This is a genomic window from Streptococcus parasanguinis CC87K (assembly GCF_000507765.1).
Lineage (GTDB): Bacteria > Bacillota > Bacilli > Lactobacillales > Streptococcaceae > Streptococcus > Streptococcus parasanguinis_J.
On record NZ_KI669401.1, the window covers coordinates 869,305 to 884,485 of the forward strand.

14 protein-coding genes are annotated in these 15,181 nt (G+C 42.3%); 3 read left to right on the forward strand and 11 right to left on the reverse strand.

Going from position 1 to position 15,181, the window contains the following annotated elements:
• Nucleotides 1-14: 14 nt before the first annotated feature.
• Nucleotides 15-1,244: a tetratricopeptide repeat protein gene (locus HMPREF1195_RS04260; RefSeq protein WP_023918624.1), complete on the reverse strand. Its 1,230-nt coding sequence runs from the start codon at nucleotides 1,242-1,244 to the stop codon at nucleotides 15-17.
• Nucleotides 1,234-2,409, reverse strand: a complete 1,176-nt coding sequence (locus tag HMPREF1195_RS04265) for an AI-2E family transporter (protein ID WP_021153552.1) — start codon at nucleotides 2,407-2,409, stop codon at nucleotides 1,234-1,236. The genes HMPREF1195_RS04260 and HMPREF1195_RS04265 overlap by 11 nt, the downstream gene beginning before the upstream one ends.
• A gap of 168 nt (nucleotides 2,410-2,577) precedes the next feature.
• Between HMPREF1195_RS04265 and HMPREF1195_RS04270 the strand changes: the two genes are divergently transcribed.
• Both HMPREF1195_RS04270 and HMPREF1195_RS04275 read left to right on the forward strand, forming a co-directional pair.
• Nucleotides 2,578-3,588, forward strand: a complete 1,011-nt coding sequence (locus HMPREF1195_RS04270) for a lactonase family protein (protein ID WP_023918625.1) — start codon at nucleotides 2,578-2,580, stop codon at nucleotides 3,586-3,588.
• 95 nt (nucleotides 3,589-3,683) lie between these two features.
• Nucleotides 3,684-3,869, forward strand: a complete 186-nt coding sequence (locus HMPREF1195_RS04275; protein WP_003002861.1) for a hypothetical protein — start codon at nucleotides 3,684-3,686, stop codon at nucleotides 3,867-3,869.
• Nucleotides 3,870-3,972: 103 nt separating this feature from the next.
• Here HMPREF1195_RS04275 and eno read toward each other — a convergent pair whose 3' ends face one another.
• Nucleotides 3,973-5,277 (reverse strand): surface-displayed alpha-enolase, encoded by a 1,305-nt coding sequence (gene eno / locus HMPREF1195_RS04280; RefSeq protein ID WP_021153554.1) that lies wholly within the window; start codon nucleotides 5,275-5,277, stop codon nucleotides 3,973-3,975.
• Nucleotides 5,278-5,487: 210 nt separating this feature from the next.
• On the opposite strand from eno, the gene HMPREF1195_RS04285 reads away from it, so the two are divergent.
• Complete coding sequence (locus tag HMPREF1195_RS04285) at nucleotides 5,488-5,940, forward strand: DUF1694 domain-containing protein (RefSeq protein WP_023918626.1); 453 nt, start codon at nucleotides 5,488-5,490, stop codon at nucleotides 5,938-5,940.
• 42 nt (nucleotides 5,941-5,982) lie between these two features.
• On the opposite strand, the gene HMPREF1195_RS04290 is transcribed toward HMPREF1195_RS04285, so the two are convergent.
• The 8 genes from HMPREF1195_RS04290 to HMPREF1195_RS04325 all read right to left on the reverse strand — a co-directional run bounded on the left by HMPREF1195_RS04290 (nucleotide 5,983) and on the right by HMPREF1195_RS04325 (nucleotide 15,180).
• Nucleotides 5,983-7,098 (reverse strand): glycerate kinase, encoded by a 1,116-nt coding sequence (locus HMPREF1195_RS04290; RefSeq protein ID WP_023918627.1) that lies wholly within the window; start codon nucleotides 7,096-7,098, stop codon nucleotides 5,983-5,985.
• Entirely contained in the window at nucleotides 7,083-7,751 is a 669-nt protein-coding gene (gene serB, locus HMPREF1195_RS04295) for a phosphoserine phosphatase SerB (protein WP_023918628.1), read from the reverse strand. The genes HMPREF1195_RS04290 and serB overlap by 16 nt, the downstream gene beginning before the upstream one ends.
• A 112-nt stretch (nucleotides 7,752-7,863) precedes the next feature.
• Nucleotides 7,864-9,588, reverse strand: a complete 1,725-nt coding sequence (ezrA, locus tag HMPREF1195_RS04300) for a septation ring formation regulator EzrA (RefSeq protein WP_023918629.1) — start codon at nucleotides 9,586-9,588, stop codon at nucleotides 7,864-7,866.
• Nucleotides 9,589-9,674: 86 nt separating this feature from the next.
• Nucleotides 9,675-11,624 (reverse strand): DNA topoisomerase (ATP-hydrolyzing) subunit B, encoded by a 1,950-nt coding sequence (gene gyrB, locus HMPREF1195_RS04305; protein ID WP_023918630.1) that lies wholly within the window; start codon nucleotides 11,622-11,624, stop codon nucleotides 9,675-9,677.
• Between the two features lie 12 nt (nucleotides 11,625-11,636).
• Nucleotides 11,637-12,200, reverse strand: a complete 564-nt coding sequence (locus HMPREF1195_RS04310) for an HAD-IA family hydrolase (protein ID WP_003007999.1) — start codon at nucleotides 12,198-12,200, stop codon at nucleotides 11,637-11,639.
• A gap of 165 nt (nucleotides 12,201-12,365) precedes the next feature.
• The gene (locus HMPREF1195_RS04315) at nucleotides 12,366-12,917 is read right to left on the reverse strand and encodes a DJ-1 family glyoxalase III (RefSeq protein ID WP_023918632.1); all 552 of its coding nucleotides are present in this window, start codon (nucleotides 12,915-12,917) and stop codon (nucleotides 12,366-12,368) included.
• Between the two features lie 19 nt (nucleotides 12,918-12,936).
• Nucleotides 12,937-14,166: an FtsW/RodA/SpoVE family cell cycle protein gene (locus tag HMPREF1195_RS04320; protein ID WP_023918634.1), complete on the reverse strand. Its 1,230-nt coding sequence runs from the start codon at nucleotides 14,164-14,166 to the stop codon at nucleotides 12,937-12,939.
• A gap of 33 nt (nucleotides 14,167-14,199) precedes the next feature.
• Nucleotides 14,200-15,180 (reverse strand): YeiH family protein, encoded by a 981-nt coding sequence (locus HMPREF1195_RS04325; RefSeq protein ID WP_023918636.1) that lies wholly within the window; start codon nucleotides 15,178-15,180, stop codon nucleotides 14,200-14,202.
• Nucleotide 15,181: the final 1 nt, after the last annotated feature.

A 15,181-nucleotide genomic window follows, 5' to 3' on the forward strand; every position in this document is an offset into this window, starting at 1 on the left:
CGATATGGTTTTGATTAGAGGCTATCATAGAGGGTTTGCATCTGCACATCGTCTGGTACGATCGCCAAATACTGATTAGCCACTTCACGCGCCTTCGTCACATCTCCAGCCTCACGCAACAAATAAACATAGGCTTCGAGGAACTCTGGGTTGTCCTTTAAATCCTCATAGAGCTCTTGGTAGGCTGAGACGGCCTCTTCTGTTTTCTCCAAGGCAGCCAAGGCACGGGCAATGTTCCAACGGGTGACAACTGTTTCGACTTCTTCATTTTGCCAAGCCAAGACTTGGTCAAAGCGTTCCTGTTCCAAATAAAGGGTGGTCAGGCGAAGAGCAATCTCTTCGAGATCATCTGCCACTTCTTTAGCCTCTAATAGATAAGCTTCTGCCTGTTCAGGCTGGTGAAGTTCATAAGAAAGCTGAGAAGCAAGAAGCTTCAATTGGGCATCAAAGGGATTCTTCTGGATCCCTTGTTTAGCAATCCCAAGCGCTTTTTCACGGTCATTTTCAGCCTGTAAAGCCAAGGCATAACCGTACTCATAGCCCTCAAAATCAGGCGACAAGGTATCAATTTGTTTGTAGTAGATCAGGGCTTTTTGGAATTCTTCTTGGTCAGACAATAAGGTCGCTAATTCGTAAGCAATCTGGTCATCAAACTCAATCTCCAGAGCCTTCTCTAAGAAAGGAACAGCTGCTTCAAACTTACCAAGATTGGCATAGGCAAAACCAATCCGTTGATAGGTGGAAATACCTGTCGCTTCCAAAATCTCCCGATTGTCCAATTGAGCATACTCTTGGATAGCCTCTTGGTAGCGTTCCAATTCCAGATCAATTTCAGCTAGCCCTAATTGAATGATCGGATCATCAGACAAATGAGCAGCTTCAACTAATTTTTCACGCGCCACATCTGCTAGGCCTTCCATCTGATAGAGATCCGCCTTAACCAAGAGACTGGCCACATACCAGTTAGAGTCTGGCTCAATTTCTTCTAAATAAGCAAAGGCCTCTTCCATTTGTCCTTCCTCTGCAAGGATAGTTGCCAAACTTAGATACACTTCTGGATAGGTTTCTGCAATCTGTTCATAGATCTCCTTTGCCTGAGGGTAAAAACCGATACTTTCAAGATATTGACCTAAATCCAATAATTGTGCTTCACTATCTTCTAACAAAGCCTGTTGAAATTGAACTTCTGCTTCTTCTAGCTCCTGCCGATCGAGAGCCTCTACCATTTGTTGACTATGACTCACTGTGTGTTTCCTCTTCTACTTCATTATGTTCTTCATACAAACCACTGACGACCTTATACCATTCAAAGATAGCTCCAATCACCACCTTAGCAGATGCATAGACTGGAATTCCAAGGAAAACTCCCCAAATTCCAAACATAGATCCTGACGTCAAGAGCACAAACAAAATGGTAATCGGATGGATATTTAACTGGCTTCCCAAAACCAACGGTGATACAAAACGTCCTTCAATGGTTTGCTCCACTGCAAATACAATCAAGACCTTGATAAACATCTCTGGTCCTGCTACCAAGCCCAATACTAAGGCAGGTAACATGGCTAAGAAACTACCCAAGTATGGGATCAAATTCAAGATCCCCGCAGAGATCCCCAGTGTCACCGCATAGCGCAAACCAATGATCTTAAAGAAGATGATGAACATAATAGCGACGACAATGGCTACCGTAATTTGCCCTCGAACGTAGTTGGAGAGTTGGGTATTGACGTCTGAGAGAACTTGTTCAGCTGATTTACGAATCTTAGTCGGTAAGAAGCGAACAATGTGGCCCTTTAAATTTTTTCCATCTCGTAGAAGATAAAAGACAATAAAAGGCATGATGATCAAGGCAACAATAACTTGCGAAGCCACTCCAATCAAGTTGCTGACCCAATTGACAGCCCGCCCAGAGATCGAACTGGCCCAAGAAGTAATGTTTGCAGACAATTCCTTGGTGATCTCATCTAACTGGGGTTTGATATCAGAGGAGACGCGATTATCTAGAAAATCATCGATGGTTGCATTGGCCTTTTCCAAATAAGTTGGCAAGTTATGAAAGAAACTCACCACTTGTCGTTGGACGGATGGAATCACTACAGCTAGACCCCAAATTAAAAGCACTGCAATCAAGAAAAAGACGAAGGAAATCGCAAAAATCCGCTTGAGTCCTTTTCTTTCAAGAAAGTCAACAATAGGGTTGAGCAGGTAATAGAGCAAACCAGAGATAATAACAGGCAGCATGACGGCTCCTGCAAACTCAAAAATAGGAATAAAAATAAAGGTGATTTTACTCAAAACCAAAAGGTTCAAGCCCAACAGCAAGGTAACTAAAAATACGGTAATGGCCTTGTTGTCTAAAAACCATCTAAAAAACCAGGACAAACTAAACTGTTTTTCTTTATTATCCACAGAGAACTCCTTTTCATTTCAATCTGTTTCTATTTTAGCATTTTTTGAGCTTGAAGTTACGAAAAAACTAGCAAAATAAGAAAGAAAGGCTCTCCCCTTTTCAACTAGCAATTGCCTTCCAATAGGACCTTTGATATAATAAACCTAACAAATCATACGAGGTGACCTATGTCTCAAACCATTTATTTCGGTACCTATACCAAAAAAGAATCCAAAGGAATATACAAGGCACAATTTGACCCTGAAACAGGGACATTGAACCATCTGGAACTAGTGGCAGCTGAGCCCAATCCAACCTATATCGCCTTTTCTGAAAAAGGCAACCTTTATAGCGTCGGAGCTGAAGAGGGAAAAGGAGGAATCGCAAGTTTTACAGCTGATTTTCAGCCGCTCAATCACGTCGTTGAAGAGGGAGCACCACTCTGCTATGTCTCTGTCGATGACAAGCGTCAACTGGTCTATGGAGCCAACTATCACAAAGGCCAAGTTCTCGTATATCAGCTAGAGGCAGATGGACGTTTGTCCTTTGTCGATCAAGACACCCACCAAGGAAGTGGTCCTCATGCCAATCAAGCAAGTCCACATACCCACTATGCAGACCTTACACCAGATCAGTACCTGATCACGTGTGACCTAGGAACAGATAGTTTGCATGTCTATGATGTCAGCGAGGAAGGAAATCTAACCCTGATCAATCAGTATCAAACAGCCCCAGGGGCAGGACCTCGTCACCTGGTCTTTCATCCTCACTATAAGACTGCCTATCTCATCAATGAATTAAATGCTACGATCGATGTGCTCTTTTATGACGGTATGGGTGAATTCGAACACTTCCAAACTGTTTCCACACTTCCATCAGACTACAATGGTCAAAAATGGGCTTCTGCGATCAAGCTCTCAGCTGATGGAAAATTCCTCTATGCATCTAACCGTGCTCACAATTCCATTGCTGTCTTCAAAGTTGTGGCTGATGGTAGCCTAGAACTGATTGAAATTGTTCCAAGTCAAGGGCTCAATCCACGTGATTTCACACTTAGTCCTGATCAAAACCACCTAATCGCAGCCCATCAAGATTCACCTAATGCCACCGTCTTCAAGCGGGATCCTGCTAGCGGAAAATTGACCCTTCTATCTGACGACTTCTATGTTCCAGAGGCCGTTTGTACGGTTTTTCATTAAGTCGTTTTAGTTGTCAAACCTCTAAAAAAATGATTAAATAGATGAGAAAAAGGCGCGAGCCTGACTTCACAACTTATATTTTAGGAGACCCTAACATGAATCCATTGGACTTATTTAACCAAGTGAAAGAAATGATCGAAAAGAAAGATTTCGACGCTGCAAAGAAATTTGTTGATGACAACAAAGACAACCTCGGTGACTACCTTGAACAAGCCAAAGGGCTTGTATCTGGAAATGAAATGGTCAGCGGTGCCTTGGACAAAATCAAAGGCTTGTTCTAATAGAACTACTCCTCAACGCTTTAGTTGAGGAGTTTTTGTTTATACCAATCGCAAAAAAGATCCTTGAGAAGACTCAAGGATCTTTTTAGTCTAGTAAACTAGATTATTTCTTAAGGTTGTAGAATGATTTCAATCCACGGTATTCAGCTACTTCACCAAGTTGATCTTCGATGCGAAGCAATTGGTTGTATTTAGCGATACGGTCTGTACGTGAAAGTGAACCAGTCTTGATTTGTCCTGCGTTTGTTGCAACTGCGATGTCAGCGATTGTTGAATCTTCAGTTTCACCTGAACGGTGTGATACAACGGCAGTGTAACCAGCTTCTTTCGCCATTTCGATAGCATCGAATGTTTCAGTAAGAGTACCAATTTGGTTAACTTTGATAAGGATAGAGTTAGCACATTTTTCTTCGATACCACGTGAAAGGTAGTCAGTGTTTGTTACGAAGAAGTCGTCACCAACCAATTGAACTTTACCACCAAGACGTTCAGTAAGAGCTTTCCAACCGTCCCAGTCGTTTTCGTCCATACCATCTTCGATAGTGATGATTGGGTATTTGTTTACCAATTCTTCAAGGTAGTCGATTTGTTCAGCAGCAGTGCGGACAGCAGCTCCTTCACCTTCGAATTTAGTGTAATCGTAAACTTTGCGTTCTTTATCGTAGAATTCTGATGATGCACAGTCAAATCCGATAAATACGTCTTTACCTGGAACATAACCAGCAGCTTCGATAGCAGCGATGATAGTTTCTACACCATCTTCAGTTCCGTCGAAACGAGGAGCAAATCCACCTTCGTCACCAACGGCTGTTTCAAGACCACGACCTTTAAGGATTTTCTTAAGTGCGTGGAAGATTTCAGCACCCCAACGAAGAGCTTCTTTGAATGTAGGTGCACCAGCAGGTACGATCATGAATTCTTGGAAAGCGATTGGAGCATCTGAGTGAGATCCACCATTGATGATGTTCATCATTGGAGTTGGAAGAACTTTAGTGTTGAATCCACCAAGGTAGCTGTAAAGTGGGATTTCAAGGTAGTCAGCAGCAGCACGAGCTACAGCGATAGACACACCAAGGATTGCGTTTGCTCCCAATTTACCTTTGTTAGGAGTACCGTCAAGAGCGATCATAGCACGGTCGATAGCTTGTTGATCACGTACATCATAGCCGATGATTGCTTCAGCAATAATGTTGTTTACGTTGTCAACAGCCTTTTGAGTTCCAAGACCACCGTAACGAGATTTGTCACCGTCACGAAGTTCAACTGCTTCGTGTTCACCAGTAGAAGCTCCTGATGGAACCATACCACGTCCATGAGCACCTGATTCAGTATAAACTTCTACTTCAAGTGTTGGGTTACCGCGTGAGTCTAGGACTTCGCGAGCGTAAACATCAGTAATAATTGACATTTCTTACTCTCCTTATTGAGTTATATTTTTTACTCCTCTATCATATCGTAATTAGGCTATTTTTTCAAGAAAAAACAAGGAAATCTACGAAAATTGAGAAGTTTTTAACAAGAAAACGGTTCCACGTTCTTTTTTTCTTTCATTTCCCGACTTATTTAATTTTTTCGCATTCTTCTATTCTTCTACTGCGCTTTATGCTATACTAAGCTTATGACAGATATTAATAAAACAATTTTAGAAAAAGCTGCTGGTCCTACTCGATTCAATCCGGATGAGCAGCGTCGATTTTTGGAGACTTATGAGGAGCGGGTGATTACTTCATGCACCTTGGAGGAGGCAAGGGACAAGATGTACCTGGAGCAGTATTCGACAATCCTCACTGATATTTCAGATCGCTTTCATCCTGTTTTGGTCAAGATCTCCCCAGCTTTAGATGAAAGCAGCCAGCTACAATATTTGAAAAAAACCAAAGATCTTGGTCTTGTGGCAAGCATCGTTTCGGATGACTGTCGCCATTCCCCTTTTGGTCTCATCATTCATACTGACCATCCGTCTGGAATTTCTCCAACAGATATCAGTAGCCAGTATCCAAATTTATTTGAAAAGAAACAAGAGACTGCCGGTCCAGAAAAGAAATCATTCTGGAAACGTCTCTTTAGCTAAAGAAAAACCAATGGAAGGGAACATCTCCTTTCCATTGGTTTTTTAGTTTGCTTTTATTTTCAAAAGGTTCCCAATATTTCGAGCGCAGGAAATCAGATTCCTTTCAGCATGAGCGAGTGCATCTGCTACCTCACAAGGACCAGGTACGATAGAGAAGGCAGCTTCAATGTGATGACTAGGAAAAGCAGGCAAATCCTCCGCTAAGCTACCACAAATAGCAAGCACCGGGATCTTCTCTGGTGTTCGTTTGGCTACTCCGACAGGAGCTTTTCCAGAAAGAGATTGGAGATCCATCCTACCTTCCCCGACCACGACCAGATCAGCTTTTTGTACTTTGTGATCAAAGTCAATCAAATCGAGGCTTTTTTCAATTCCTGAGGAAACCTGACCTCCCGCAAAAGCGACCAAGCCAGCAGCCATGCCACCTCCAGCTCCGGCGCCAGCCATGGACAATATTCGTGCATTTGCTAGCTGGTAAAAATCCTGCATAGCCTGATCAACAGCTGGAAATAGAAGGGGATTCAATCCCTTTTGCCCACCAAAGATATAGGTCGCTCCTTGACTGCCACAGAGAGGATTGGTTACATCCGTTAAGACTTGGAGCTCGATGTCTTTTAAAGCTTTTGGAATCGCACTGGTATCTATTCTAGCCACACGACCGAGCGAAGCCCCAACAGGACGAAGCAGATGGCCTTGATCATCATAGAAGGCTACCCCTAATCCAGCTGCCATCCCAATCCCACCATCATTCGTTGCAGAACCGCCAATTCCCACACAGATCGTTTTAACCCCTTGGTCAACCAATTGCAAAATGAGTTCACCAATTCCTCGTGTTTCCAGTTCAAGAGGATTTCGTTTTTCAGCTGGAATGGAGCCTAAACCAACAAGTGAAGCCATCTCAAAAAAAGCCATCTCATCTTTTTGGTAGTAAGACATTGAAACAGGCTGTCCAAATGGTCCGGTTACTTGAGTTTGGTACTCCGTTACATCCAGAACTCCAGCTAGGGTTTCCATGGTGCCTTCGCCACCATCCCCAATAGGAAGGAGGTCAAAAGTTGCATCTGGTAGAGCCTCTTGAAATCCTTTTTTCAAGGCTTCTGCTACTTGTTTGGCAGATAAGGATTCTTTAAATGAATCCGGGGCTAGTAGGATATGCATGCTGTTTCCTTTCTATGCTGGTCTAAAATTTCAAGAACAAGGCTTAAATCCCTCTTCTCAATACGATATAGGGCTCGCTCAGCGACGATTGGCTTGGCCATAAAGGCAATCCCGATACCGGCTGTTTCAATCATCGGAAGATCATTGGCACCATCTCCCATCGCAATCGTCTGACTTCGTGGGACATGATTTTCTTTCGCCCATGTCAGGAGGGACTCTTTTTTCCTTTCAGGTGTGATTATCCCACCGAGGACTTTACCTGTCAAACAACCATCAGAAGCCTGCAAACGGTTGGCGCGGACCAGATCAATTCCTAAAGACCTCGCGATGGGGTCGATGACTTCATGAAATCCCCCGGAAACAAGGCCAACCTTGTAACCTCTTTGATGCAGTTCCGTGATTAAGCTTTCAGCACCCGGTGTGACTTCCATCTGCTCCAAAATTTTCGGAAAGATAGAGGTCTCTAATCCCTTCAATAAAGCAACACGCGCCTCTAAAGATGCTGCAAAATCCAGCTCCCCATTCATTGCTTGGGCTGTAATCTCTGCCACTTTTTCTCCCACGCCAGCTTCTTGAGCTAGTAGATCAATCCCTTCCTGTCTTATCAAGGTTCCATCTACATCCATAACGAGGAGACCTGTTACTTTTTTCATCGCTTTCCTTTCTTATTTCTCCCTTACTATACAAAAATAGGGTTTAAATTTCAAGTTTCAATGATGATTTGAAGATAAAAAAATGACCTCCTAAAAGGTCATTTTTCTGTTATTAGAAGCGAATTTGCTCCCGGGTTTTTTCATAGGAAGTAACAAAGCGATCGGTTACGCCTGCTTCTACCATTTCCAAAGCATCTGAGATGACTTTGAAGGAAGCCGCATAGTCATATTCTCTTTCGAAAATATAAAGGGACTCATCAAAGGCTGCCTGTACATGATCGTCAAATGAACGGTAACGGTTCGAGTATTGCAACAATTGTTCTGTCAATGTCGCATTTTGAACAATTCGATACGCCGCTTCTTCCAATTCATTCATATCATTGGTCAAGATTTCCAACAAACGATTGGTTGATTCGATGTTGATTTTATCCCCTTCCAACTCATCCATCAAAGCTTCTGTATTGTTACTTGCAGTGAAGAAAATTTCTAAGAATTCTTGAGGAATTCCTGGCAAGTTCCGTTTGTCCATATAGCGTTTAATGGCATGCAAGCGGTTAGCATAGATGTTGACTTTTTGGCGAGCATTGGCATCGTCTTTTTCAATTTTTGAAAGGGAATCACTTAAGCCAATTTGCTCATCTTCGATTTCTTTCAAGCGAGCTTCGATAGCTTCTAACTCTTCTTCTACGATAGAATAGGCCTTTTGTGTTTCAGATGAATCTTTCAAGGCATCTTCTACCACATTTTCTTGTGAAGATAGCTCAGCTTCCAACTCTTTTAACTGTTGGCTGAAGCTTTCATTCAAGACGAATGTTTTACCGAGACGTTCCACTTCTGCCGCAAGCTTACTATTGTTATCTTTAGCATGTTTCAAATAGCCAGGCAGTTGTTTCACTAACTTCTTCACAACTTTTTGTGATTCAATTTCACGGGTAAAGATGTGATACAAAGCATCGATTTCTTCTTGAATTTGTTCATTTTCGTAAATGGCATTGTCCAATTCAAGGGCAGATACATTTGCCATATTGTTCTTCAAGGAAGCATGCAACTGTTGGAAACGAGATTCAATATCTGTTTCAGTGAAGTGGTAACCAGATTCCAAAAGCTTGCGGTAGCCACTTTCCAAATCCTCTAATTGGTCTGGAAGTTTTGCTTGAAGGGCAGTGACAATTTCTGGCACTCGCTCAACAATTTGTTTTAAGGCTACAATATGATTTTCAGCTGTATCAAGGATTTCAGCCGCTTCAACAGGGTCACCTGAAGAATTCAAGGTTACAAATTGTGAGAACTCAGATTGAATATTTCCAATTTGTTTTTCAATTTCAGGAAGCGCACTGCCATAACGATCTGGGTCTGAAGTGACTTCTTTTTGAAGTTCTTCAAACATATCCAAGGCATGAACCACACGACCGCTATTCTTTTGTTCCTGCTCTTCCAGATCAGAAAGGGCTTTGCGAATCGCCTTGATATCTTCGTCGATCAATTGGATCTGACTTTCGATATTGTCAATGGCTTGTTTAGCCTTCATGAAACGGAAAGAATTATTATAGCCTTCCGCTTCAAACAGATTGTTTTCAATATCAGCAAATGAATTTAAGGATAAATCTACCCATTTTTGATTCCATTCACGAAATGCAACTTGACTTTGACCAATCAAATGCATGTTTTTTACGGCCTCTACTTCATCGTTGACCGGAAGGTTGTATAACTTTTCTTTTCGTTCTTCCAGTGCTGCCAGTAAGGCTTCATTTCGTTTTCTCAAAATGACTGCAACCACATATCCTACAATCAAGATAAGGGCGACAATAAAGATGAGAACAATTAGTCCACTAGACATATAAAAACTCCTTCATCGTATTACTTGAACGTAATCCTAGTAATTATACCATAAAATATCCATTAATGGGAAGCGTTCGGTGAATTTTATACATCGAGTGTACTATATTCAGCGTTTTCTTCGATAAATTCACGACGTGGTTCCACACGGTCCCCCATCAACATATCAAAGATCTTATCTGCTTCCGCAGCATCGTCTACTGATACTCGTGCCATCAAGCGGTGTTCTGGATTCATGGTTGTTTCCCATAATTGGTGATCATCCATTTCTCCAAGACCTTTATAGCGTTGGATGGTTGGTTTTGAGCGACCTTCTGAATAACGTTCCAAAGCTGCAGCTAATTCAGCTTCTTGGTTGGCACCAGGTTGGATATATTCTTTGATTTCACTACCGACTTTGACCCCATAGATTGGTGGTTGCGCGATGTAAACATATCCCGCTTCCAAGACTGGTTTCATATAGCGATAGATCAAGGTCAATAGAAGGGTTCGGATATGAGCGCCATCGACATCGGCATCGGTCATGATCACTAATTTTTGATAACGCGCTTTTGTAACATCAAATTCGGCACCAAATCCAGTTCCCATAGCAGTAAATAAACTACGGATCTCTTCATTGGCTAGAATTTTGTCCATACTTGCTTTTTCAACGTTCAAGATCTTACCACGGATTGGGAGAATCGCTTGGAATTCCCGATTTCGACCAGATTTTGCAGATCCTCCGGCTGAATCCCCTTCGACGATAAAGAGTTCTGTTTCTTGTGGATTGTTTGAAGAACAATCTGCCAATTTACCAGGTAGGTTGGAAATCTCAAGCCCTGATTTCTTACGGGTTACCTCACGCGCTCGCTTAGCTGCCACCCGAGCTTTCGCTGCTAAAATCCCTTTTTCGACGATTTTCTTAGCAATTTGCGGATTTTCCAAAAGGAAATCAGAAAAGGCATCACTAAAGAGTCGATTGGTAATCTTAACAACTTCTGAATTTCCAAGTTTGGTCTTGGTTTGTCCTTCAAACTGTGGATTTGGATGTTTAACCGAGATCACTGCTGTTAAGCCTTCTCGAACATCTTCCCCAGTTAGATTGTCTTCGTTTTCTTTTAAGAGTTTATTTTTCTTAGCATAATCATTGATCACACGAGTGAGAGCTGTACGGAAGCCCTGTTCATGCGTTCCACCTTCATGGGTATGAATGTTATTCGCAAAACTCATGACCGTCTCATGGTAGCCTGTGGTATATTGCATCGCCACTTCAACGGTAATATCATCCATTTCACCATCTGTGTAGATTGGTTTTTCAAAGATGACATCTTTGTTTTCATTGATGTATTCAACGTAACTAGAGATCCCACCTTCGTAGTGGTAATGCTTTTCTTGCTCTAAGCCTTCTCGCTTATCCGTCAAAGAAATACGCAAGCCACGATTCAAAAAGGCTAATTCTTGAATCCGTTTATTTAATTTTTCAAAATCATACTCGGTGGTTTCCGTGAAGATTTCTGGGTCTGGAATAAAGTGGACGGTTGTCCCTGTCCGATCTGTCTCCCCGATGACTTTCAAATCATCCACAACGTGTCCACGTCGATACTCTTGGTAATGGATACTGCCATTTTTATAGACGCGAACATCGAGGGATGTGGAGAGGGCGTTGACGACGGATGATCCTACCCCGTGAAGACCACCAGAAACCTTGTAGCCGCCTCCGCCGAATTTTCCTCCTGCGTGAAGTACGGTAAAGACAGTTTCGACGGCAGGTCGACCTGTCTTTTCTTGGATATCCACTGGGATCCCACGACCATCATCGACAACCGTGATCGAATTATCTGCTTCAATGAAAACTTCAATATGGCTAGCAAAACCAGCTAAGGCTTCGTCAATCGAGTTATCTACGATTTCCCAGACCAGATGATGAAGACCTTCTTTTGAGGTAGAACCAATATACATTCCCGGACGCATCCGAACGGCTTCTAGTCCTTCCAAGACCTGAATCTGACTGGCATCATATTCTTGCGCTTGAATTTCTTGCTGTTTATCCTCTGTCATAATTTCCCTTTTCTATTCAAATATAAACTGGTGTAAGTGTGGCATGGAATCAAATAAATAGGTCGAAAGCCCTGCAGCCTTTCCAGCTTCTATATCGATCGGACGATCTCCGATGACCAGACCGTCTTGAATACCATATTTTTCCTTCAAATAAAGCATAGAGGCTGGGTCTGGTTTTCGAGGAAAGCCCTCGTCTGCCGTTACAATCTCCGTAAAGTAGGGTGCAATGCCTGTCTGTTCAATAAGGGTCAAAACTTGGCGATCCCGATGAGATACCAAAAAATGGCGTCCTCCATGTGCTTGGATCTCTTCTAGTAACTCTTTTGCTCCCTCAAATAAGACCGGCTCTTGCAAGCCCAAGGCTTCTTTTTTCTTGTATTCCGTACGAAAATTGGAAATATGAGGTGCAAAGGTTTGAATTGCATCCTGTGTTGAGATTTTTAATGCTGCATAAACAGAATCATGATCGGCTTGAATGTGAAAGTCCTTCAATGTCGCTACAAAGGCATTTGTGGACGTTTCGTAATTATCCAATAGCGTCCCACCAAGATCCCATATAAAATCATGATAATTCATAGTCAATATTATACCACAAATGGACAAAAAAAATAAGCTAAAACCCTCATTTAGGGGGGATTTTAGCCATTTTTTACGGTCATTTCATTTTAAATCATAGAGAAGTCATTTTCCGTCATAGAATGTAAACTTTCACCAGAAAATATGGTGTCCAAAAGAGCAATTTTAAGCATCTCCAAAGACATCTTGATAGAGCATTCCTTGACGAAGGCTTTGGGCATCTCCTCCAAACTGTTCTACCAAGGCATAGGCTAAGGCAAGCGCAGTTGAAGGACCACGACTGGTCAAGAGATTACCGTCTTTCACCACTGTTTCTTTCTGATAGTGTCCATCTTGAATCTCTTCTTCAAAACCATCGTAACACGTATAGTGTTTATCTTTTAAGAGACCTGCACGCGCCAAAACAATGGGAGCTGCACAAATCGCAGAAATGATTTTTCCTTTTCTACTTTCTTCTTGAAGAGCTGCAATCAATTCCGAATTATCCCGCAAATTCGCAGCTCCCGGCATCCCACCTGGTAAGAAGATTCCATCATAATCTGACAGGTCCCCATTCCAGAGGCGATCGACTTCCACTGTGATCTGGTGAGAACCTGTGACCGTTTCTTCCATGCCAATAAGGTCACAGTCGATCCCAGCCCGTCTCAAAACATCGACAATGGTCAAGGCTTCAATTTCTTCAAAACCGTTTGCTAAAATCGTTGCTACTTTTTTCATTTTCATTCCTTCTTTCTATCTATTGCGCCTTTTTAAGGACTACTTTTTTACGGATTGGAGGCCCTTCTTCTGGCTCTTTCTTTTTGCTGCTATGATTATATATTGAGAGGACCAGACCAATACCAATCAGATTACTAATAATAGACGATCCACCTTGTGAGATAAAGGGGAGGGGAATCCCCGTCAAAGGGAGAAGACCCGTTACTGCTCCGACATTTTCAAAAATATGAAAGACCAGCATCATGATAAATCCGATGGAAATATAGGTATAAAATTGGTTATTGGACTGGAGGGTAATTTTTAAAATGCGGTAAATCAGGGTCACATATAAAATCAACAGCACCAGAGCTCCAACAAAGCCAAAGTCTTCTGCGACGACCGTAAAAATCATATCGCTTTCCCGTACGGGAACCAATAAATTGGAGACATTAAAGCCTTGCCCAAAGAGACCACCACTAGCAATAGCTAGCTGTCCTTGTGCCTGCTGGTAGGTGGTGGTTTGTGCATAGTCAAAAGGATTTAACCAGGCTAAAATACGGTTCATCTGATAGGTTGGCATCCCTACTTGCTGGTGCAGAAAAGCTCGCCCCCCTTCTGAAAGAAAGAGGAAGAGAAAGCCTGCTAATCCACCTGCCAGAAGCAAGATGACCGGCAAGATAATTTTCCAGGAAACTCCTGAAACGAGCACTAAGCCCGCAAAAATGGCCAAGAATACTAAGGCCGTTCCCAAGTCCTGTTGGAGAGCCAATAAGGCAAAGACCGGAATCGTATAGATGGTCAACTCTAGAATCAAAAACCAATCTTGTCGTAATAATCGCTCACGCCCCTTATTTCTTTGCAAAAATCGGACAATAGAGCGTGACAGCATCAGGATGAAGGGGATCTTCATAAATTCTGAGGGCTGAAACAAGGTGATGTTCCCATAAGCCACCCAGTTTTTAGCTCCTGTTGAAGCCACCAAGTTGGGATTATAAAAAACAAGAGGAAGAACCATCAAGGCCAAGCCTAGTAGGTAAAGAAAGGGAGTGATTTTCCAAAGAAATTTCGTACTAAAAATCGTCACAATCAGGCAAATGATACATCCCACACCAATCCAGGCCAATTGCTGCCCCAAAAAAGGCCACACCATTTGGGGATAATCATGAGAAACTGCCACATAAACGGATAAGATCCCAATCATAAGTAGGGTGAAGACAATTCCAATGATCGAATAATCCAGGTGGATCGTCCAAAAATGATTTTTCTTCATTCACGTTCCTTTCTGTGAGAATCATCAAATTAATTAATAGAACAACATCTGTAGAATCAAGCTAGATCCTGCCACACAGAACCAAGCAATCAAACCTACCAGAAGGGGGGCTGCTCCAGCCGAACGGAACTGTTTCCAAGAAACCTTGCTTCCGATTCCAACCAAGGCCATGGCCATAAAGAGGTGAGAAAGGTCATTTAGGTATGGTAGGACCACTTTAGGTACCAGGCCAATAGAAGAAAGAATGGAAGCCACAATAAACCAGATAATAAACCAAGGAATAATTTTCTTTAACATTCCTTTGTTTCTTCCTTGTTGTTTACTCCGATACCATTTTAAACCGATCAAGCCCAAACAAACTGGTACAATCATCAGGGCGCGTGTTAACTTAACAATTGTAGCCATTTGCCCCGCTGCTTTACTGTAAGAAAATGCTGCTGCTACAACAGATGACGTATCGTTAATGGCTGTTCCTGACCAGAGGCCAAATTGAAAATTAGACATATGCCATAAATGCCCTAATACTGGAAAGATAAAGACAGCCAAAATGTTGAAGAAGAAGATGGTTGACATAGATAAGGCAATTTCCTCTTCATCAGCTTCAATGATCGGCGCTGCTGCTGCGATAGCAGATCCACCACAAATAGCTGTTCCAAACCCAATTAAGGTCCGTAGGTGAGATTTCAGATGGAAGACTTTCCCAAAGATCATCGCTGCAAGAAAGGCAACTGTTATTGTTGGCAGACTAATCTTCAAAGAAGACAAGCCGGTAGAGGCAACCGTCGCAATCGGCAAGCTAAATCCCATGAAGATAATCGAATACTGCAATAATTTCTTACCGGACCAGTTCAGTCCTGGTCGTGAATTCTCTGGCAAATCTACTAATTCATTGAGGACAATTCCTAAAATCAAAGCAAAGACACTGGAGCCAATGATGGGAAAGAAAGTTCCCAATAACATGGCACAAAGAGCCAGTACAAATGCAATTGCAAGTCCAAATCCTTTATTTTTCATT